The 20,528-nt window shown below is 58.1% G+C and carries 14 protein-coding genes; 2 read left to right on the forward strand and 12 right to left on the reverse strand.

The window, feature by feature from the left end:
- Positions 1–10: 10 nt before the first annotated feature.
- From pgaB to NB647_RS04505, 5 genes are all read right to left on the reverse strand, one after another.
- On the reverse strand, positions 11–2,002 hold the full coding sequence (gene pgaB / locus NB647_RS04485) for a poly-beta-1,6-N-acetyl-D-glucosamine N-deacetylase PgaB (protein WP_269284402.1): 1,992 nt from the start codon (positions 2,000–2,002) through the stop codon (positions 11–13).
- 1,443 nt (positions 2,003–3,445) lie between these two features.
- Complete coding sequence (locus tag NB647_RS04490; RefSeq protein ID WP_269284404.1) at positions 3,446–5,044, reverse strand: efflux transporter outer membrane subunit; 1,599 nt, start codon at positions 5,042–5,044, stop codon at positions 3,446–3,448.
- Positions 5,045–5,066: 22 nt separating this feature from the next.
- On the reverse strand, positions 5,067–8,165 hold the full coding sequence (locus NB647_RS04495) for a multidrug efflux RND transporter permease subunit (protein ID WP_269284407.1): 3,099 nt from the start codon (positions 8,163–8,165) through the stop codon (positions 5,067–5,069).
- 12 nt (positions 8,166–8,177) lie between these two features.
- Positions 8,178–11,279, reverse strand: coding sequence for an MdtB/MuxB family multidrug efflux RND transporter permease subunit (locus NB647_RS04500; RefSeq protein WP_269284409.1), 3,102 nt, complete (start codon positions 11,277–11,279; stop codon positions 8,178–8,180).
- A 15-nt stretch (positions 11,280–11,294) separates the two neighbouring features.
- Positions 11,295–12,596, reverse strand: a complete 1,302-nt coding sequence (locus tag NB647_RS04505) for an MdtA/MuxA family multidrug efflux RND transporter periplasmic adaptor subunit (RefSeq protein WP_269284412.1) — start codon at positions 12,594–12,596, stop codon at positions 11,295–11,297.
- 374 nt (positions 12,597–12,970) lie between these two features.
- On the opposite strand from NB647_RS04505, the gene NB647_RS04510 reads away from it, so the two are divergent.
- Positions 12,971–13,111: a hypothetical protein gene (locus tag NB647_RS04510; protein WP_269284414.1), complete on the forward strand. Its 141-nt coding sequence runs from the start codon at positions 12,971–12,973 to the stop codon at positions 13,109–13,111.
- Here NB647_RS04510 and NB647_RS04515 read toward each other — a convergent pair.
- The 6 genes from NB647_RS04515 to NB647_RS04540 all read right to left on the reverse strand — a co-directional run bounded on the left by NB647_RS04515 (position 13,079) and on the right by NB647_RS04540 (position 19,972).
- A complete protein-coding gene (locus tag NB647_RS04515; RefSeq protein WP_269284416.1) occupies positions 13,079–14,464 on the reverse strand; it encodes an FAD-dependent oxidoreductase in 1,386 nt (461 codons plus the stop codon). The genes NB647_RS04510 and NB647_RS04515 overlap by 33 nt on opposite strands.
- A gap of 678 nt (positions 14,465–15,142) precedes the next feature.
- Complete coding sequence (locus NB647_RS04520; protein ID WP_269284418.1) at positions 15,143–15,598, reverse strand: pyridoxamine 5'-phosphate oxidase family protein; 456 nt, start codon at positions 15,596–15,598, stop codon at positions 15,143–15,145.
- Positions 15,599–15,609: 11 nt separating this feature from the next.
- The gene (locus tag NB647_RS04525) at positions 15,610–16,272 is read right to left on the reverse strand and encodes an NAD(P)-dependent oxidoreductase (RefSeq protein ID WP_269284420.1); all 663 of its coding nucleotides are present in this window, start codon (positions 16,270–16,272) and stop codon (positions 15,610–15,612) included.
- A gap of 125 nt (positions 16,273–16,397) precedes the next feature.
- Positions 16,398–17,279: a hypothetical protein gene (locus NB647_RS04530; protein WP_269284421.1), complete on the reverse strand. Its 882-nt coding sequence runs from the start codon at positions 17,277–17,279 to the stop codon at positions 16,398–16,400.
- Between the two features lie 181 nt (positions 17,280–17,460).
- A complete protein-coding gene (gene preA / locus NB647_RS04535; protein WP_269284423.1) occupies positions 17,461–18,714 on the reverse strand; it encodes an NAD-dependent dihydropyrimidine dehydrogenase subunit PreA in 1,254 nt (417 codons plus the stop codon).
- A gap of 49 nt (positions 18,715–18,763) precedes the next feature.
- Positions 18,764–19,972, reverse strand: a complete 1,209-nt coding sequence (locus NB647_RS04540; protein WP_269284424.1) for an FAD-dependent oxidoreductase — start codon at positions 19,970–19,972, stop codon at positions 18,764–18,766.
- Positions 19,973–20,056: 84 nt separating this feature from the next.
- On the opposite strand from NB647_RS04540, the gene NB647_RS04545 reads away from it, so the two are divergent.
- Positions 20,057–20,305 carry a hypothetical protein gene (locus NB647_RS04545; protein ID WP_269284425.1) on the forward strand — a complete coding sequence of 83 codons (249 nt, stop codon included), beginning with the start codon at positions 20,057–20,059 and terminating at the stop codon, positions 20,303–20,305.
- Between the two features lie 79 nt (positions 20,306–20,384).
- Here NB647_RS04545 and NB647_RS04550 read toward each other — a convergent pair whose 3' ends face one another.
- Positions 20,385–20,522 (reverse strand): hypothetical protein, encoded by a 138-nt coding sequence (locus tag NB647_RS04550; RefSeq protein ID WP_269284428.1) that lies wholly within the window; start codon positions 20,520–20,522, stop codon positions 20,385–20,387.
- Positions 20,523–20,528 lie beyond the last annotated feature (6 nt).

Raw genomic sequence — 20,528 nt, forward strand, 5'->3', positions numbered from 1 at the left:
CTTTCTTGTCTCATTTCCGAATAGAAAAATATGGAGAAATCACACCGATATCCGGATGGCCGAGGATGGGATCGTCCGGGTAGTAGCCGAAGTTGTTGGCACCGTGTTTTAACAGCTGCTGCATCTGTTTTGCCATGATGTCGTTTGGCATGGGCCGCAAATGGTCCTGACGCCAGTCTTTCGCCTGCAATTCGAACACCGTCCTGCGCAATCCGAGAGGGTGTCTGGCGACTTTGCGGATCAGGGTTTCCATCCACTCGTCGGCATGATCGGCGGCACCTTCCATATACGGCATCGCTTCCACACCGGTGTAATCGTATGCCCTTAAAAAGTCGTCCAGATTCTGGGCCATCCATTCTTCCGCCTGCGGCGTGAGGATGACCGGAGCGTACATGTTGCGGGACGTGAAGACCGGCGGATGCCATTTTTCGACGGTCGCCTGAAGTTCCTTCGTGAAATCGATCAGTGCCCGGCTTTTCGCACGGGTGAACGCATGCATGAGTTTCGGGTCTTTCCGGATCTGTTCCGGATCGGTCGGCAATCCGAGGCTTGTGAGCCAGGCTTTTCCGGCCGGGCTGACGTCTTCGTAGTCTCCGAGGATCCCGTCGTCGTGGAAAATGATTCCCATCAGGGGGGCATGGCTGGCGAGATCTTCATAGATTTCGTTGATGATGCGCCGGTTTTCCGCGTCGAAGGGGGTCAGGCGCGTGTAGAAGACTTTCTTGTCGGGAGAAGTGGCCTGGACGACCGGGCGGTTCGGCAGATCGAACCCCAGTATGGGCATCCATGCGTAAACCTCGCATTTGTAGCGTGTGGCCAGCTGCCAGGAGATATAGTTGAAAAAGTCGGCACGCATGGGAAGATGACGATTCGGGAAATACAGGGCATCAGCCGTGCCGTTGCCGTCCGGGTCCGCAAAAGCCTGCAAGTAGATCACATTGGCACCGGAAGCCCTGACGCGGTCAAAAAGCAGGGAAATGTTTTTTTCGCGTTGCAGGGGATCGTCGTCGTAAATCATGTCCAGATCCACATGCATGACGCGCTGGATGGGCAAATCGGATACCGGCAGTTGCGCCATGGCGTTGCGGCGCCGGTAAAGGGTGCTTCCCGCCATGACGCCTGCTTCCATTTTCCGCATCATGTGAGGCAGGTCGATGCCTTCGTGCATCATGAGTCTGGGAATGGTCGGCCAGTCGGCATAGAAAGCCAGCGAGGCCGTCAGTTCGTAACCGGCTTCCCGGGCGGCGGAAACGCCGACCTGGTTATAGCGGCCATAAGGCCAGACGGCGACCTGCGGCCGGCGTCCGGTCTTTTCGTAGATGATGTCGGACGAGCGTTTCCAGTCGTCGCGAACCCGTGTCCTGAAGGCCTCGATGGATTCATACGTTCCGGTTTTCGGGTCATACCACCGGTGGGCGCCGGATGGCAGCATGATTCCCTGCGGGTTGCCCTGGTGTCCTTCATGCAGGTTGTGCGAATGGGATGCCAGTTCGACGATGCCGGAATCGGCCATTTCCCTGATCTGGTCCCAGGTGAGGAACATGGAACGGGGGAGCTGCTTGTCGCCGCCGTAGTTGACGTTTTCGCCGTCGGGGGTTTCCAGCCAGCCCGTTTCCAGCGACAGGAAAGCGGTATAGCCGTAGGACTTCAGCATGGGATAGGCGATTTCATAAAAGCTGCGGTATCCGTCGTCGAACGAAATCAGCACGGATTTGGGGGGCAGGTCCGTATTGTTTTCCTTCGCTTTCAGGACGTCCTTGACGCTGATGACGGTATAGCCGTTTTTTTTCAGCCAGTCGAAATGTTCTTTCAGTTCCGCCCGGGAAACAGGGGCCGTGTCGTCAAGCACGCTGCCGTCCAGAACGGGAACCACATTGTGGTAGCACAAGGTAATGAACGAAGGGGTTTTGTCTGCTGCCTGCGCGACGGCGATGAAAGAAAAGGCAAAAAGGACGAAACTGAAAACGAATTTGCGGGCAGCCGCCGCTGTTTTGGAAATCATTGCAAAAATTACCATGCTACGTCTGAATTTGAACAAAAGGTTTTTTCTGATGTCGTTGTGTTGTACGAATATAGCCGGCACCGGACAAAGGGCGCTGGCACAAAGAACGAAAACGGCGAGCTGGGCAAGGAAGGGATGAAATCCGCGAGTTGCCGGATGGAACCGCTGTTTTTTCACCACTTTGTTGTCAAGCTTCGTTACTTTTTCCGGTTCCCTGTCGCAAGACACCAGACTCACCAACGATCCGTTTTCATCAAACGGCGTTTTTCTGAAACGGTCCGGAAATTTCCCGCCGATCCCGGTGAATGGTTCGGGAATCCGCCGGATTTTTCCGGGTTTCCCCGGCCGTCATACCTGGCTGGGACGGGGCAAACGGAGTTTCATGATTTCTGATAACGCATGGGGAAACGATTCGGTTGACATGTCGGGCAACATTTTTGCCTGTTCCCGTTTCCGGGGCCCGTCGGCGAGCCGAAGTACCGTCCGGGATATGGAACCGGGTTTGCGGCTTTGCCGGTGTTTTGGTTCTGTCCGGCAGTCGTGCGGATGAGGTGCCGGTTTCCTTTGCCCGGATGGAAAATGCCGACAAAAACGGGAAGCGGCGGGATGGCCGGATTCATTCGGTATTCGCGGGTAGCAAGACGAACTGACTCGCTTTGCACGGCAAATGAGTCGTTTTCTGTTTTCATCAGGTGAAACGGAATCGCATTCTGCAAAACCCGGAAATTCCGGGCAATCGGGTTTCGGGATCTCTCCTGTCCGGTTCCAATCCCCATGAAACAGGACACATCCGCACGAAGCGGTTCCCGGAAGCCTTGCGCATTTCCGGGATATCGTTGACCGGAACAGCCATATATCCGTAAATATTATCCAGTCCCCTTTTTCTGTCTGGCGCATTTCATGAATTGTGTTGATAAAGTGTTGTTGCATTTCCGAAAGCCATCCGGACATCCGTGATCCGCTTCGTTTGTGACATGCCGCTTTCGGGGAAACCCTGGCGCTGTTATGCAGGAACGGTCAGTTCCGGGAAATGAAAAATCATGTGAAATCAACTGGTCAAACAAACCGTTTCACCGGTCTCATAAAAATCGTGTAAACAGATTTTTTGATGTCCGTTTCAGGCCGGACATTTCCAGTTCGTTTTTCCGTTTACCTTGCATCTGGTATGGGATGTCTTCCGGTCTTTTTCTGGCTGTCGTCGCGAGAAAGAGGAAAATTGTCTGCTAAAAGACCGGAAAACCGGATGAAATGAGCGGTAGAGAAACAGGGTGGCCTGCCGTTTCTTCACGTCAGGATGCGGTTCCGTTTCTGGCAGGTTTACCGACCACTGCCGGCGGTTGCACGTGGTAAAACGGGGACGGCCATGTCTGCGGGTACCGGAGTGGCAAATCCGGCTGTGCCGGAAACGGCTGTCGTTTCGGCAACCGGAGAATGGACAGGCATTCAGGCCGGGCCGGCGGTTTTTCCGGATGAGACCGGTTCCGCCGCCGGAGCCGTATCGGGCAGGGCGGGTGATTTTGTTTTCTCCGGAGGATTGCCGGCCGGTACGGCGGACGTTGTGCTGGCATTTTCCGGTACAACAGCCGGTTTTTCCGTTTCCCATTGCCCGCCGATGGCGGCGATCAACGCAACGCTGGCGGTGAACTGGCGTTTTCGGATATCCCACAGCGTGTTTTCCGCGGAAATGCGGCTGTTCTGGGCAACGAGCAATTGCAAATAGCCGGTCGTGCCGGCACGGTACTGATTCAGGGTAATCGTTTCGGAACGACGGGCGGCATCGACGGCGGCGGCCTGTAATCCGGATTCATCGCCCAGCATGGCCTGTGCCGCCAGATTGTCCTCGACTTCCTGGAAAGCGGTCAGCACCTGCTGGCGATAGGTCGCGACGGTTTCGTCATACGCGGCGATGGCTTCGTCCGTCTGGGCGCTGCGCAGTCCGGCATCGAAAATCGACAGGGCGATCGCGGGGCCGATCGACCAGATGCGGTTCGGCACGGTGAAAAGGTCGCCGAAGGACGGGCCGCGCCAGCCCCCGGTGGCCGACAGGGTCAGGGAAGGAAAGAACGCCGATTTGGCGACGCCGATCAGGGCATTTGCCTGTGCGACCTTGCGTTCGGCCGAAGCGATGTCGGGCCGCCGCTGGAGCAGGGTGGACGGCACTCCGGCCGGGATTTGCGGCAGATACGGATCGTTTTCGGCTGCCGCCAGGGAAAATGTGGCGGGCGGGACACCGATGGAAACGGCAATGGCGTGTTCCAGCTGGGTACGCGCCAGTTTCGAGTCGATGGTGGCGGCCTGTGCCACTTTCAGCTGGCTTTCGGCCTGTGCCACGTCCGCGTCCGATACGATGCCGGCGTTGTACTGGTTTTGTGTCAGTTTCAGCGACTCGGCCAGCAGTTTTTCGCTTTCTTCAAGCCTTGAAATCTGGCGGTCGGTGACGATCAGTTCCAGATAGGCCGTGGCCAGCTGGGCCTGCTGGGACAGTCTGACGGCGGCCAGTTGTGCCAGAGAGGCCTGTGCCCCGGCTTCTCCCGCCTCGACATTGCGGCGGATACCGCCCCACAGATCGACTTCCCAGCTCAAGGTGCCGATCGCCTGATTCTGGGTCGATATGGCCGACGAGCTGTTCGACAGGGCGCCTCGTGTCCGCCCGGCGTCAAGCGAGAGGGTCGGGAAAAGGGCGGATTCCGCCTGTCTCATGAGGGCCTGTGCCTGCCGGTACTGGGCCTCGGCCTGGGCGATGGTCAGGTTCTGGCTGTTTAACCGTTCCATCAGCCGGTCAAGTTCCGGATCCCTGAATACGCTCCACCACTGGCCGCGGGGATATTCGTCGGCCGGTTTCGCCGTTTTCCAGAGGCTGTCTTCCTTGTAGGCAACCGGTACGTCCGTTTCGGGAATGACGTAATCGGGACCGACGGCACAACCGGCCAGAACCGCCGCCGACAGTACGGCGACGAGAGCGGTTTTTGCGACGGCCGGAAAAACGGAATGTGTCCGTTGCGGTTTTTGCAGGGCGTGGTAGAAGGGCGAATCGGTCTTCATGGGTTTATCCTGTGTCGGTTGTTCAGACCGTTTCCTCTTTTGCCGCGGCTTTTTTCTCGGCCAGACGTTTGCGGAAACGGTCCAGGTACAGATAGACAATCGGGGTGGTGTACAGGGTCAAAAGCTGGCTCAAAATCAGGCCGCCGACGATGGAAATGCCCAGCGGGATCCTCATTTCGGCACCGTCGCCGTGGCCGAGTGCCAGCGGCAGCGCGCCGAACAGGGCGGCGGTTGTGGTCATCATGATGGGCCTGAAACGCAGCAGGCAGGCCTGATAGATGGCGTTTTCCGGTGTGAGGCCTTCTTCCCGTTCGGCCACCAGCGCGAAATCGATCATCATGATCGCGTTCTTTTTCACGATGCCGATCAACAGCAGCACACCGATCAAGGCAATGACGGAAAATTCGCTTCCGGCCAGAATCAGCGCCAGCAGCGCGCCCACCCCGGCAGATGGCAGGGTGGAGAGGATGGTGACCGGATGGATGAAGCTTTCATACAGTATTCCCAGCACGATATAGACGGCGACAAGCGCCAGTACGATCAGAAGCGGCTGGTTGGAGAGCGATTCCTGGAAAGTTCTGGCCGTTCCCTGGAAGCTGCCGACGATGGAAGACGGCATGCCGATATCGGAGAGGGTCTGCTCGATGGCGGTCGTCGCATCCGAGAGCGAGTTGCCGGGAGGCAGATTGAACGACAGGGTCGACGAGGCGAACTGGCCCTGATGGTTGACCGAGAGCGAGGTATTGGTCGGTTCCCAGCGGGCGACGGCGGAGATGGGGGTCGGCCCCGCGTTCGGCGTCTGGATGTAGATATGGTTCAACGCTTCCGGATTCTGCCAGTATTGCGGTGCGACTTCCATGATGACCTTGTACTGGTTCAGTTCATTGTAAATGGTCGATACCTGCCGCTGGCCGAACGCATTGTAGAGCACGTCGTCCACCTGCTGTTGCGTCAGGCCCAGGCGGCTCATCGCGTCCCGGTCGAAGGTCAGCATGGTTTGCAGGCCTTTCAGTTCCTGATCCGTGTTCAGGTCGGCCAGCATCGGCAGTTTCGACAAGGCACGGAACGCTTTCGGTGTCCATTCGCGCAATTCGTTCAGGTTGTCGCCTTGCAGGGTGTACTGGAACTGCGCATTGCTCTGGCGGCCTCCCATGCGGATGTCCTGCACGGATTGCAGAAACAGGGTCGCGCCCGGTTCGGATGCCGTTTTCTGGCGCAGGCGTCCGATGACTTCGTCGGCACTGACCTTGCGTTCGGAAAGCGGTTTCAGACTGATGAACAGACGGGCGTTGTTGGTCTGCCCGCTGCCGGTATAGCCGGTGACCTGATTGATGGCCGGGTCTTCCTTGATTTTCAGCATGAAGGTTCTCATTTTTTCCTTCATGGCGTTAAACGAGATGCTCTGGTCGGCACGGATGACGCCGAACATCTGTCCGGTATCTTGCTGCGGAAAAAAACCCTTGGGAACGACGATATAAAGAAAAACGTTGAAGCAGATCGTCGCGATCAGGATCAACAGGGTGATGCGACGGTGATCGATGGCCCATTTGAGCGTTTTGCCATAGGCGATCTGCATACTGGAAAAAAGGTGTTCGCTGGCATTGAACAGCCGGTTCATCCGGCCCGGTTTCGGGGCGGTTTGCTTGTGTTTGAGCCAGAGGGCGCACAGCATCGGGGTGGTAGTCAGCGAGATGAACAGCGAAACGAGAATGGTCACGGAAAGCGTGACGGCGAATTCGCGGAACAACCGGCCGATGATGCCGCCCATCAGCAGGATCGGGATGAACACGGCGATCAGCGAGATACTGATCGACATGACGGTGAACCCGACTTCCTGCGCTCCTTTCAGGGCGGCGTCGAACGGTTTCATGCCGTCCTCGATGTGCCGCATGATGTTTTCCAGCACGACGATGGTATCGTCCACCACGAAGCCGGTGGCGATCGTCAGCGCCATCAGCGAGAGGTTGTTTAAGGAGAAACCCGCCAGATACATGACGGTGAAGGTTCCCACCAGCGAGACGGGAACCGAAATGGCGGAAATGGCGGTAGCGCGGAAATTCCGCAGGAAAACGAACACGACTAGAATGACCAGCGCGATGGAGATGATCAGCGTGAATTCCACATCCGCCAGCGAGGCGCGGATTGTCGGCGTCCGGTCCATCACGACGTTCACGTCGATCGCTTCGGGAATCGAGGCGGACAAAACCGGGATGGCGTCGTAGATCCGGTCGACCGTTTCGATGATGTTGGCGCCCGGTTCGCGGAAAATGATGATCATGATGCAGGGTTCGCCATCCACCATCCCCATGTTGCGTACGTCCTGTACCGAATCGACCACGCTGGCGACGTCGGAAAGCCGGACGGTCTTGCCATCGGTATGGTGGACGATCAGCGGCATGTAGTCCTTGGCGGTTTTGGCCTGATCGTTGGCTTCAATTTTCCACTTTTCAGTGTCGTTTCCGACGAATCCCTTCGGCCGGTTGACGTTGGTGCCGGTGATGATGTTTTTTATTTTCTCCATGCTGATGCCATAGCTGGAGAGTTGCTGCGGGTGCAGCTCGACGCGTACGGCCGGTTGCGATCCGCCGCCGACGAAGACGTCGCCGACGCCTTCAAGCTGCATCAGTTTCTGGGCGACGATGGTATCGGCGGCGTCGTACATCTGTCCGCGCGTCAGCGATTCCGACGTCATGGATAAAATCATGATCGGGGCATCGGCCGGATTGATCTTGCGGTAAGTCGGGTTGGACGGCATGCCGGTCGGCAGCAGGGCATGTGCGGCATTGATCGCGGACTGGACATCGCGTGCGGCGCCGTCGATATCGCGCGACAGGTCGAACTGGAGGGTGATATCGGTGGAGCCGAGCGTACTGGCCGAGGTGATTTCCGTAATGCCGGCGATGCGTCCCAGCGAACGTTCCAGCGGAGTCGCCACGGTGGAGGCCATCGTTTCGGGACTGGCGCCCGGCAGTTTCGCCCTCACGCGGATGGTCGGAAAATCGACCTGCGGCAACGGGGATACCGGCAGGCAGTTGAAGGCGACGATCCCCGCCAGCAGAATCGCCAGCGTGACCAGTACGGTGGCGACAGGACGGCGGATGAAGATTTCGGAGAATTTCATCGGCGTCCCCCGTCAGACCTGATTGGAACCGTCTATGGCGTGAGAGGCCGTTTTTTCGAAGCGGCGGGCCAGCCGGTCGAAATACAGATAAATGACAGGTGTCGTAAACAGCGTCAGTACCTGGCTGACCAAAAGGCCACCGACCATCGTGATCCCCAGCGGGTTGCGCAATTCGGAACCGATGCCGGTGGCGAACATCATGGGCAGTGCACCCAAAAGGGCAGCCAGCGTGGTCATCATGATAGGTCTGAAACGCAGGAGACAGGCCTGGTAAATCGCTTCCTGTGGCGACATGCCGTGATCGCGTTCGGCGACCAGTGCGAAGTCGATCATCATGATCGCGTTCTTTTTCACGATCCCGATCAACAAAATGATCCCGATGATCCCGATGACCGAAAGATCGTTGCCGGTTATCATCAGGGCCAGCAGGGCACCGATTCCGGCAGACGGCAGCGTGGACAGGATGGTGATCGGATGGATATAGCTTTCATAGAGGATACCCAGCACGATGTACATGGTCACGATGGCGGCGACGATCAGCCAGAGCGTCGAGGAAAGGGACGACTGGAACGCCATGGCCGCTCCCTGGAACTGGGTCTGGACGGATGGCGGAATCTGCATGTCGGCTTCCGTGGCGATGATGGCCTCGACCGCTTCGGAGAGCGAGGAACCCGGCGTCAGATTGAACGAGACGGTCGCGGTCGGGAACTGGCCCATGTGGTTGATGACGAGCGTGGAGGGCTTGAGTTCGATGCTGGCCACGGTATCGAGCGGTACCAGCGATCCGGAAGATGTGGCCACGTAAATGCCCTTGATCGATGTGGGATCCTGCCGTTCGTGTTCCTGCACTTCCAGCACGACGCGGTACTGGTTGGTCTGCGTGTAAATGGTCGAAATCAGGCGCTGGCCAAAAGCATTGTAGAGGGCGTCGTCGATATCCTGGGTGGAGATACCGAGACGGGAAGCGGTATCCCTGTCGATGTTGATGTACACCATCTTGCCGTTTTCCTGCAGATCGGTGGCCACGTCGGTCAGTTCGGGGAGCTGTTTTAACCGTTCGATCAGTTTCGGCGCCCATTCCGACAGTTCGTGCTGGCTGGTTGCCTGCAAGGTGAACTGGTATTGCGTCCGGCTGCTCCGGCTGTCGATACTGATATCCTGGACGGGTTGCAAATAAAGCGTCATGCCGGTAATGCCGGAAGCGGCTTCGGAGAGCCGGTTCATGACGGTATGGATATCGTCGCGCTCGCCTTTCGGCTTCAGGTTGATCAGCATTTTGCCGTTGTTGGGGGCGGCGTTCGTGCCATCCACGCCGATAAACGACGACAGGCTGACAACAGCCGGGTCTTCCAGCACCTTGTCGATCAGTTTTTCCTGCTGGCGGCCCATCGCGGCAAATGAAATGGACTGGGACGCTTCCGAGACGCCCTGTATGACGCCGGTGTCCTGTACAGGGAAAAAGCCTTTCGGAATGACGATGTAAAGCAGTGCGGTCACGACAATGGTGCCGACGGCAACCGCCAGCGTCAGTTTCTGGTATTTCAGTACCCATTGCAGGCATTTGGCGTATTCCTCGATGACCCTGTCGAAAAAGCGTCCGCTGGCATGGAAAAAGCGGCCCTGTTTTTCTTCCGGAATGTGTTTCAGGAGCCGGGCGCTCATCATCGGGGTCAGCGTCAGCGAGATCAGGGCGGAGATCAGGATCGAGACCGCCAGCGTGACGGCGAATTCACGGAAAAGCCGGCCGATCACGTCCCCCATGAACAGCAGGGGGATCAGGACGGCGATCAGGGAAACGGTCAAGGAAATGATGGTGAAGCCGATCTGTTTCGAGCCTTTCAGGGCCGCTTCCATCGGCTTGTCGCCTTCCTCGATATAGCGGGCGATGTTTTCGATCATCACGATCGCGTCATCCACCACGAACCCGGTGGCGATCGTCAGTGCCATCAGGGTCAGGTTGTTGATCGAAAAACCGGTCAGATACATGATCCCGAACGTGCCGATCAGCGAGAGCGGGACAGCGACGGCCGGGATGATCGTGGCCGTCATGTTGCGCAGGAAGATGAACACGACCAGCACAACCAGGGCGATGGCGATGACGAGTTCATGTTCGACGTCGGCCACCGAGGCGCGGATCGTGACCGTCCGGTCAGACAGGATGTCCACATCGACGGCGGCCGGCAGGCTGTTTTTGAGCTGGGGCAGTATTTCCTTGATACGATCGGCCACGGCGATGACATTGGCTCCCGGCTGGCGCTGGACGGTCAGGATCACGGCCGGCTTGTCGCCTGCCCAGGCCGCCAGACGGGCGTTTTCGGCGCCGTCGGTCACGGTGGCGATGTCTTTCAGACGTACCGGCGAACCATTGCTGTAGGCAACGATGATGTTTTCGAATTCGGCAGCGGATTTGAGCTGGTCGTTGCCGTCGACCGTCGAGGCCTGCAAGGGGCCGTCGAAACTCCCCTTGGCCTGGTTGACATTGGCGTTGGCCACGGCGGAACGGACGTTTTCGAGCGTGATTCCCCGTGCGGCCAGTGCCCGCGAATTGGCCTGGATACGCACAGCGGGCCGCTGGCCGCCGCTGATGGAGACCAGACCGACGCCCGGAACCTGCGAAAGTTTCTGGGCGATGCGGGTATCGGCCAGATCTTCCAGTTTCGTGATCGTCATGGTGGGCGATGTGACGGCGATCGTCAGAATCGGCGTGTCGGCCGGATTGACCTTGTTATAGATCGGCGGGTTCGGCAGATCGGTCGGCAGCAGGTTGTCGGCGGCGTTGATCGCGGCCTGCACTTCCTGTTCCGCCACATCCAGTGTCTGGGAAAGCGTGAATTGCAGGGTCACGACGGAGACGCCTTCGGAACTGGCAGACGACATCTGTTCCAGTCCCGACATCTGGCCGAACTGCCGCTCGAGCGGCGCCGTGATCGTCGAGGCGACGACTTCCGGGCTGGCGCCCGGGTAATAGGTGACGACCTGAATGGTCGGATAATCGACTTCGGGCAGTGCAGAAACCGGTAGCAGCTTCCATGCCACCAGCCCGGACAACAGGATCGCCACCATGAACAGGATGGTAGCGACGGGACGGAGAATAAACGGGCGCGACGGGTTCATGCCTCTCTCCGGTTGTTATTGCCGGCCGCCAGCGGCATGACCGGATGGGGTTGCATTGGGGGAGACGGGCGTTTTCGCTTCACCGGATGACGCACCGGCCGTTTCCGTTTTGGCGTTTTCCGCCGGGCGTGCGGCCGGTTCCTGTGTCTGTCCGGTGGCAGGCTGCTGTTCTTCGGTGGATATCGCCCGGTTGACGATCCGGATTTTCGAGCCGTCACGGAGTTTGTCCACTCCGTCGATCACGACGATCTGGCCCGGTTCCAGTCCTTCCTCGATAATCGTGTTTTCGCCGGATGTGGCGCCGGTTTTGACCTTGACAAGACTGACCGTGTCGTTGTCGTTGATCCGGTAGACGGTATGGCCGAGCTTGCCGAGCTGGACGGCGACGGTGGGAACGACGACGGCATCAGGTTGCGATCCCAGGTGCAGGTGGACGTTCACGAACTGGTTGGGGAACAGGGCGCTGTCGGCATTGTCGAATCTGGCCTTGATGCCGATAGTACCGGTATCGGTGCTCAGCTGGTTGTCGATCGCCAGCAGGGTGCCTTCGGAAAGCCGGTTGCGGTTTTCACGGTCCCAGGCCGAAACAGCCAGATTGCGATTGGTCCGGTAAGCCTTGAGTACTTGCGTCAGATCGACTTCCGGGATGGAAAAGAAGACATTGATCGGTTGTTCCTGCGTGATGGTGACGATGCCGTTCGTATCGCTGGCGTGGACGATGTTGCCCAGATCGACCTGCCGCAGGCCGACGCGTCCGGAAATCGGAGCCGTGATCCGGCTGTATTCGAGCTGGAGGCGGGCGTTGTCGACATTCCCCTGGTCGAGCCTGACGGTACCTTCGTACTGTTTGACCAGGGATGCTTGCGTATCGACCTGCTGTTTGGCGATCGAATTCTGTTCCAGCAGCTGCCGGTAACGCTGCAAATCGAGCCGGGCGTTTTCCAGAAGCGCCTTGTCGCGCATGAGCTGCCCTTCGGCCTGCATCAGTTCCGCCTTGAACGGACGGGGATCGAGTTCCGCCAAAAGCTGGCCGGCCTTGACCTGCTGGCCTTCCCGGAAATGAAGCCGGACGAGTTCGCCATCCACCCGGCTGCGGACTGTGGCGGTGTAGGTTGAATCGACGGTACCCAGTGCATTGATCTGGAGCGGGGCGTCTTCCATCCTGACGGTGGCGACACCGACAGCCACGGCACCGGCACGCGGTGTGACAGCCCTGTTTTTGGCAACGATCCAGTAAATGCCCCAGATGACCAGAATGATGATCAGGGAGACGATGGCAATCAGAAAAGGGCGGCGAAGTTTGACGTTCTTTGGCATATTGGCACCGGGATAACCTGACAGTGATAGGGGAAGTCCGCGCCGCAAGACTCCATGTATCCTGCCGGCTGACGGAAACGGACAGTTTACGTGGCATTGTAAATCCATCTTTTTCAGCCCGACAAGGTTGGGAGGAGTTCTGTTACAAGGCGTTACAAATTAATGCAACCGAAAGCGGGTTCTGTTGAAAAAAGCAGACATCGGATCCTGTCAGGAAAGCCGGATGCTGCCGTAACGGACAATACCGGCCGGATGCCCGTTACGGAAACGGGCGAAAGCGGAGACGTCGTTATGGAACCGGCCCGGAAATGCCGGAGTCGGCGGGGCGAGGTGGAAAGAAACATGGCCGCCCCGAAAGAAATGCCGGCAGATATATGCCGAAGGGTGGAGCATCTGTTTTTCACGGCATGATGGGAGTGCCGGATGGCGTGGGCCGTCATGGAAAGATGGCTGCCGCCGAAAACGGCGGGGCGATCGCCGTTTTATGCCATCGGCTGGTTCATCAGGTCGTTTAGCGCCTCGCTCATGGACGGGTGGGTGAAGATGAAATTGCGCAGGAAGGTATAGGGCTGACCGGTTTTCATGGCCATCACGATCAGGTTGATGACTTCGCCCGATTCGGCGCAGAAGAGTGTCGCACCCAGTATTTTTCCCGTTTTCCTGTCGATGACGGCTTTCAGCAGCCCATCGGGCGCTTCCAGTGTACGGGTACGGGGTACGGAAGCGGCCGGAAGGCGGACCACACCGATATCCATGCCCATCGCCCGGGCTTCGTCTTCTCCCGTTCCTGTCCGGGAGAGCGGAGGATCGATGAAAACGGTATAGGCAAAGGGCGTACGGTCATCGGTGTTGCGGTCGTGATTGCCGAACAGGTCGTCCCGGATGATACGGTAATCGTCCAGCGAAAGATAGGTGAATTGCGGGCCGCCTCTGACATCGCCGATGGCCCGGACGTACGGATTGGATGTTTTGAGCCGGGAATCGACGACAATGGCACCTCTCCGGTCGGTCTCGATTTTCGCCGCGGCCAGGTCGAGTGCAGTGGTTTCGGGACGGCGGCCGGTAGCGAGCAGGACGGCATCGGCCTCGATTTCGTAACTGTAACCTTCTTCCGTGTCGTGGCAGGAGAGTCTGACGCCGTTTTCCGTGTCGCGGATGGATTCGGTCCGGGCATTCATGCGGAATTCGACACCCTTCTTTTCCATGACGGCTTTCACCGAGACGGCGATATCGCGGTCTTCTTTCGGAATGAAATCCGAATGGTTGTCCAGTACGGTCACCCGCGATCCGAACGCGGCGAACATCGCGGCGAATTCCAGTCCGATATAGCCGCCGCCGATGATGACGAGATTATCCGGCAGTTTTTCCCGCTGCATGATGGTCGTGCTGGTATAGACGTGCCGGCTCTCTCTGACACCTTCGATGGGAGGAATGACCGAACGCGCACCGGTATTGATGAAAATGTGTTTGGAGGTCAGTTCCAGTGTCCCGCCGTCGGCCAGTGCGACCGAGACGGCATCGGTCGAGATGAAACGTCCTTCCCCGTGGTATACGGTGATGTTCGGATCATCCGCCAGGTTATGGTAGTTCCTGTCTCTCAGCATGGCGGTGAGCGCGTTTTTCTTTTCGATGGCTTCCCGGTAATGGCGTTTTTCGGCATCTTTGTCGCCGTGGGTCAGGCAGGCGGTTTCACTGGCCTGATGGATCAGTGTTTTGGTGGGGATGCAGCCGATATTGATACATGTTCCGCCGTACATTCCGTCGTTTCGTTCGATCATCGCGACTTTCCAGCCCCGTTTGGCGAGATCGGCCGCCAGCGTTTTTCCGCCCTTGCCGAATCCGATGATAATGGCGTCGACTTTTTTCATGTGGTTTTCCTTTTCACGTTCCTGATGTCCGGCAAACGGAAGCCTGTGGAAAGCTTTACGAGAGTTTTTCCGGCAATTGGCAGACCGGATGAAAGCAGTATGGCATGTTTTTCATGGCACCGTTTTTATCCGGATCATGAGACGTGTCGGTCGGGAAAGTTTCATGATGTGGACTCGGGAGAATTTCCGTACCAGTATGTCCGGTCGTGATACCGTTTCCGGGCAGGGGATTTTTGCGAAAAAAGAAATGTTGGTTCGGACTGTCGGAAATCATCCGTGAATTTTTTCTGTATTCGCCATGAAGCCGATTGTTGCTGAACGGGAGATTTGTTTTCATGCCTTTCAGTTTTTTTGACGAATGGATTCATGAAGCGTTTTGTGCCTTTTTTCCGGCGATTCTGATGTCAGGAGGTGTACTCGTTCGGCATCTTGTGCGGCCATGCCGGTGCTTCCGTCGCGCCCGTCGATACGAAACATGCCATGACAAACGACGGTTCCCGAGCGTCTCCTGTTCCGTGTCCGGCCGGAACGGAGGAAGAAACCGGCCGTATGTCTGTTTTCCGGCGGGAGTCGGAAATGGATACAGTGAATGGGGCATCGAACAGCCGTTTTTGCTGTCCGGAAAACGGTTTGTCGGGAAGCGACCCGGTTCCCGAACAGGCAATGACAGGCCGGTGGCTAAAAGCGGTGTTCCAGCACGGACGGATCGGGTGCGACCGGCAGGTCTTCCTTGTCGAAGTCATAGACATCCTGAACGGGGGGACTGACAGAAAGGTCATAGTAATCCAGTTTTTTCGCGACGAAGCGCAGATAGGCCAGTTCCTTGTAATGGGTATAAAGGCGTTGCAGGAGCTTGCTGTTTTTGTAAATCTCGCGGCAGGTTTCGTCCGGCACATCGAAATGGACCTTGCCGTTGACCCGTACCGAAACATCACCTTCCCAGGCCAGCGCTTCGGCCCGGTCGTTGTCCTGTAATTGGGCATATGTCTCGGATAGGGGCGAAACGGCGAAGTAAAGGGTATGTCCGTCCGTTTTCATCAGTTGCAGGACGCGGACTTTCGGATTGTTTTCCCTGTCGCAGGTCGCGAAAGCCATGTCTTCGTGGCCTTTTAAAAAATGAAACGCTTTTTTCATCAGATTGCCTTTCAGTAGCCGATAGTGAATCGTTCCCTGTGATGTACCGGTGCATCGGTTTCATCGAGCAGGGCGGATGCGTAATCTTCCAGTGAAATCGTGCTCTGGCCGTCGGCACCGACAATCAGGTCATCTTCTCCGAGCCGGTATTTTCCGGTACGGCCGGTCGGGATGAAATTGGCGGCCGGTGAAAACCAGACCCAGTCGATATCGCGTTCATGCCGCAGCACGTCCAGATAAAACGCCCCCAGCATGCGCAGTGCCGAATCCTCTCCGATCAGGCCGGTATCCATCAGCCGGATGCCGGGCTGGACGAAAAGAGTGGCGGGTTCGCCGACAAACAGGATACGGGGAACCTGCGCTTCCTTCACGCCTTCCAGAATGAAGGGATACCGTTTCAGCACCGACTCGAAGAGATCCCTTTGTTCCCAGACCGGGTTGTGCGACACGATGACAGCATCGGCGTTTCTGCTCAGTCCGGCGATTTTGTCCACTGAATAGACGTCGGTTTTGACGATGTCCAGATTCGGGTTCTCAAGCGGAATGCGGTCGGGAAACGGATCGGCGGCGATCACATAATGGTTGCGGGACAGCGCTTCGGCAACGATTGGTCGGCCGATCGTTCCACCCCCGCCGAAAACGACAAGACGCATGTTGGGCTGTTGCAGTGACATGGTGGAAGTTCCTTGTGGTTATTCAGTGATTGGAACCGTGTTTCACTGAAAGGTTCCGTCAGACCGGTGCAGGGTTGAGACGGGGTAAGGAGAAAAAAGAGCGGAAAAATGGCTGGCGGAATATTCTATTCTCTCAGTATCGGATAGCAACGCACGAGAAAGCCTAGCCGGTCGATCATGCAGCGGGCCTTGCGGGTGGTGACTAGGGTATCGGGGTGTCCGGCCAGAAAGCCTTCGCCGACGGCATGGGAGAAAGCGAGGGTGAGGCGGTAAACTCCCAGCCGGTCGTGTTTCTGCCGCTCGAAGCGGGCGGCGGCCATTTCCCGGATGGTGTCGGGGTCGGTGCCGGATGTCCAGCGGGCGGCATCGCAGGGAAGACCTGGCACCCCGTCGGGGGTGATGCCGGTAGTGGCCCACCGCCGGATGAGTTCGAGCGGCTGGCTGGCGGCATGGCGTTGCATGTCGCGCGGCAAAACAAGACCCTGTCGGCGGGGGCGTTCGGGAAGGGGGCCGTTTTCGTCGTTTTCCGCTTTCATGTCGGAAAACAGGGTGTTGGCAAAGGCCTGCCGTCCGTTTTCACGGTAGCGGTGGCGTTCGATGGTATCGGGTACGGGCCTTTTGGCCAGTTCTTTCCTGACGGTCGCGAAAAAAAGGCGGGCTTCGGTACGGATGGGGATGCCGTATGAGGGGAATATCCAGCCGGTTTTTTCGCTGCCGGTGGCCAGACAGTAATCCAGCGTATGGAGGATTTTCTCGCGAGATGCGGGCGTGAAGCGTGCCCAGGCCGGCCATATCCATTGCCGGGTCAGTTCGCGGATAGCGTCAGGATCGGTGAAATCGCGGTGCAGGAATGCGGCGGTTTCGGTGTCGGAAAGGGCGGTCAGTTCGCCCAGCAAATCGCCCATGAATTCCCAGTGGATGTCGATAACACCCGGCAAAGGGGCGGGGGGAGGGAAATCAAGCCATTCGACGAGTTTTCGCAGGGGTTTCCGGATGAAGGCGAACATGGGCGAGTGTATGGGGAAAAACGGGCTGGCCGGAAATGGTCCGGACGGCTTCGCCGGTTTTGTGGATTGTCCTCGGAGGGGAATTCCGGAGAGAATCTTCCGGTTTCGGCGGTGCGGTACCGGCCGTCGTTTTTTCCCCGGATGACTGCTGGAGTGCGATGACGGTTGTCATGTCGCGATTTCAGCGGTAATGCAGTTTGCAGGTGACCGGGTGGGGGTGCCGGCCCGGCTTGAATTCGGTGTGCCGCGGCAAGATGCAGTCGGCGACAGGACAGACGTTCAGGCAAAGGTGGCAGCCGACACAGTGCTCGTTGATGGTCGGCGTACGTGTGTAGTCGTCCCAGTCGATAGCCTGATGTCCTCCGTCGTAACAGGAAATGTAGCAGCGTCCGCAACCGATACAGCGGGCCGGATCGATTTCGGGAATGACTTTGAAGCTGCGGTCGATGTCGTCGGCCGGTACGATGTTGGGCAGGGCGCGACCGACAAGGTCGGAGAGCCTGTCGATTCCCCGCCGGGCCATGAAGTGGGACAGGCCGCTGGCCATATCCTCGACGATGCGGTATCCGTATTCCATGACGGCGGTGGTGACCTGAATGGTGGAGGAACCGACCAGCAGAAATTCCAGGACGTCCTGCCAGGTGACGATGCCGCCGATACCGGAGACGGGTACGTCTTTCAGTTCGGGATGCTGTTTCATCTGGGTGATGAAGCGCAATGCGATCGGTTTGACGGCAGGGCCGGAATAGCCGGAGATTGACGATTTGCCGTTGACGACCGGCATGGCGGTCATGTATTCCGGATCAAGGTTCGTGATGGCCTTGACGGTATTGATGGCAGCGATGCCTTTCGCACCGGCACGGATTGCCGCGATGGCCGGTTCTTCCATATGGCCGATGTTCGGCGTCATTTTCGCCAGAACGGGCAGATGGGTGGCGCGGCAGACGGTCTCGGTATAGCGTGCGACCAGTTCGGGGCTCTGGCCGACGTCAGATCCCATCGTGGAAGAAGTCATTTGCGGGCAGGAAAAATTGCACTCGATCATGTCCGCACCGATGTCGGTGACTTTCTGCGCCAGTGTCCGCCATTCCCCGTCGTCACTGCCCATGATGGAGGCGATCATGACCTTGCCGGGGTAATCGCGTTTGAGTCGGCGCATGTTCTCCAGATTGACTTCAAGCGGCTTGTCGGAAATCATTTCCATGTTCTTGAATCCGGTCCACGGGCCGCCGGGGGTACCGGTGATGTCGAACCGGGGGGAGCATTCGTCGGGCAGAAAAATGCCCACGGTTTTGTAGGCCACCCCGCCCCATCCGGCGTCGAATGCCTTGGCGACCATGTCGTAGTCGCTGCTGACCGGGGAAGAGGAGAGGAAAAACGGGTTTTCGCAATGAACGCCCAGAAAGTCGATGGACAGGTCTTTTTTCAGTGCCATGATAAGTCTTTCGAACGGTTGGTCTGGAAAGGGAGTGCCGGCATGGTTTTTATCCGGAAAGCGTGTCCAGAATGGCTCTGGCCGCCCGTTTGCCCGAAGCGATGGCGGCCACGACGGTTGAACCGCCGTTGACCCGGTCGCCTCCCGCGAAAAGTCGCGGGTGTTCGGGCAGGCTGGCCAGATCGTCGGCCTTTTCCTGCCCGACGGCGAGGATGACCTTGTCGGTCGCCAGCGTCAGGGTGGATACATTGTCCGCACCGGTAAAGACGATTCCGGTCACTTTGCCGTTTTCGCCGCGGATTTCTTTCGGGAAAAATTCGGCCAGTACGGGAATGCCCATTTTCACGGCCAGCAGGGTTTCGTCGATGTTGGCCGAGGCGAAAGCGATGGGGCGGCAGTAAACGAGCTTGACATTGGCGGCCAGCAGGGACGCGGCGGTGGTGGCGCAATCCATCGCGACGTCGCCATCGCCGATGATGACGATCCGGTTGCCTTTTTCGGAGGGTTTCTCCAGCCGGGCGGTTTTCAGCCAGTCAAGGGCATGGTGGACACCGTCGAGTTCTTTTCCCGGCAGATCCAGCGTTTTGGGTTTCATCAGACCGGTTCCGACGAAAACCGCGTCGTACCGTTCAAGCAGGTTGTCGAGATCGTGGGCAGTCAGGTGGGTATCGCAAAAAAACTCGATTCCCAGTTTTTCGATGCGGGACAGGTCGAAATCGACGATTTCCTGCGGAAGCCTGAAGGGCGGGATGCCGAACGAGAGCATGCCACCGGGTTGCGCCGTTTCCTCGAATACGGTGACTTTGCAGCCTTTTCGGGCCAGTTCTACCGCACAGGCCAGCGAAGCGGGCCCGGCGCCCACACAGGCGACTGTTTTGCCGTTGGGTTCTCCGGCCTCGAGAATATGCATGTCCAGCCGTCGTTCCTCGTCGGTGATGAAACGCTGGAGTTTCGCGATTTTGACAGGCGCGTCCAGCCGCGACCGGGCACAGGCGCCTTCGCACAATTCGTTGACCGGACAGATGCGGGAACAGCTCGCTCCCAGCGGATTGTTTTCCCGGATGGTCTCTGCCGCTCCCCAGAGGTTCGAGAAACGCAACGAGCGGATGAATCGGGCCGGATCGGTTCCGGCCGGGCAGGCGGCGCTGCATGGTGCGTCGTGGCAGAGCAGGCAGCGCGCCGCTTCGGCCATGGCGGCGCGGGCGTCGAACCCCTTTTCCAGTTCCCGGTTTTCCATGACACGGATGGTACGGCTCATACAATCTCCTTGGATTGGCCTGTTTTCGGAAAGGCCATACCGTCAGTATAAGGGAAAGTGTCCTTTCACGGAGCATGCCGTTTCATGGAGGGGATAAAAAAACGGAGATCTGTCTTTTGTCGCCACAAGTGGGTGGCCGTTGTCCGGGCCGAAAAAGATGGAATGGGGCGTTTGCCTGAAAACCGGCCGGTTCCGGGAAAACGCGAAAAGTCCGCCCGGGACGGAGAACGGGCCGGAGGCAGACAAAAGGAGAACCGTACCGGTTCCCGTCCGGGAAAAACGTTCAGGCAGATGGGACGCGAAATACCGGTTCTGCTTGCGGCAAGGCGGTGATGGAACGGTCTGGCTCTGTCAGGCGGCAGGAGTGAAAAGCGATACGGGGAACATCCACCGTGCCGGAATGTGTCTGTATTCACCCGCGATACGCCACGAAGCGCGCCGTATCGGATGAAACGCGGGCATCCCTGTGCCGGCGGAGAGGTGAATCGCCCGGGAGACGGTCTTTTGCCGCGAAGGTTTTTCCGGTATGACGAAGCGTTTGCCATGCCATTGCCTG

Origin of the sequence: Oxalobacter aliiformigenes, from assembly GCF_027116575.1 — a bacterium.
Classification (GTDB): domain Bacteria; phylum Pseudomonadota; class Gammaproteobacteria; order Burkholderiales; family Burkholderiaceae_D; genus Oxalobacter; species Oxalobacter aliiformigenes.

Excerpts from the sequence above, each read along its gene's own strand:
- pgaB (WP_269284402.1), bottom strand. The coding sequence starts at position 2,002 with ATGATTTCCAAAACAGCGGCGGCTGCCCGCAAATTCGTTTTCAGTTTC.
- NB647_RS04490 (WP_269284404.1), bottom strand. The coding sequence starts at position 5,044 with ATGAAGACCGATTCGCCCTTCTACCACGCCCTGCAAAAACCGCAACGG.
- NB647_RS04495 (WP_269284407.1), bottom strand. The coding sequence starts at position 8,165 with ATGAAATTCTCCGAAATCTTCATCCGCCGTCCTGTCGCCACCGTACTG.
- NB647_RS04500 (WP_269284409.1), bottom strand. The coding sequence starts at position 11,279 with ATGAACCCGTCGCGCCCGTTTATTCTCCGTCCCGTCGCTACCATCCTG.
- NB647_RS04505 (WP_269284412.1), bottom strand. The coding sequence starts at position 12,596 with ATGCCAAAGAACGTCAAACTTCGCCGCCCTTTTCTGATTGCCATCGTC.
- NB647_RS04510 (WP_269284414.1), top strand. The coding sequence starts at position 12,971 with ATGCCGAAGGGTGGAGCATCTGTTTTTCACGGCATGATGGGAGTGCCG.
- NB647_RS04515 (WP_269284416.1), bottom strand. The coding sequence starts at position 14,464 with ATGAAAAAAGTCGACGCCATTATCATCGGATTCGGCAAGGGCGGAAAA.
- NB647_RS04520 (WP_269284418.1), bottom strand. The coding sequence starts at position 15,598 with ATGAAAAAAGCGTTTCATTTTTTAAAAGGCCACGAAGACATGGCTTTC.
- NB647_RS04525 (WP_269284420.1), bottom strand. The coding sequence starts at position 16,272 with ATGTCACTGCAACAGCCCAACATGCGTCTTGTCGTTTTCGGCGGGGGT.
- NB647_RS04530 (WP_269284421.1), bottom strand. The coding sequence starts at position 17,279 with ATGTTCGCCTTCATCCGGAAACCCCTGCGAAAACTCGTCGAATGGCTT.
- preA (WP_269284423.1), bottom strand. The coding sequence starts at position 18,714 with ATGGCACTGAAAAAAGACCTGTCCATCGACTTTCTGGGCGTTCATTGC.
- NB647_RS04540 (WP_269284424.1), bottom strand. The coding sequence starts at position 19,972 with ATGAGCCGTACCATCCGTGTCATGGAAAACCGGGAACTGGAAAAGGGG.
- NB647_RS04545 (WP_269284425.1), top strand. The coding sequence starts at position 20,057 with ATGGAGGGGATAAAAAAACGGAGATCTGTCTTTTGTCGCCACAAGTGG.
- NB647_RS04550 (WP_269284428.1), bottom strand. The coding sequence starts at position 20,522 with ATGGCATGGCAAACGCTTCGTCATACCGGAAAAACCTTCGCGGCAAAA.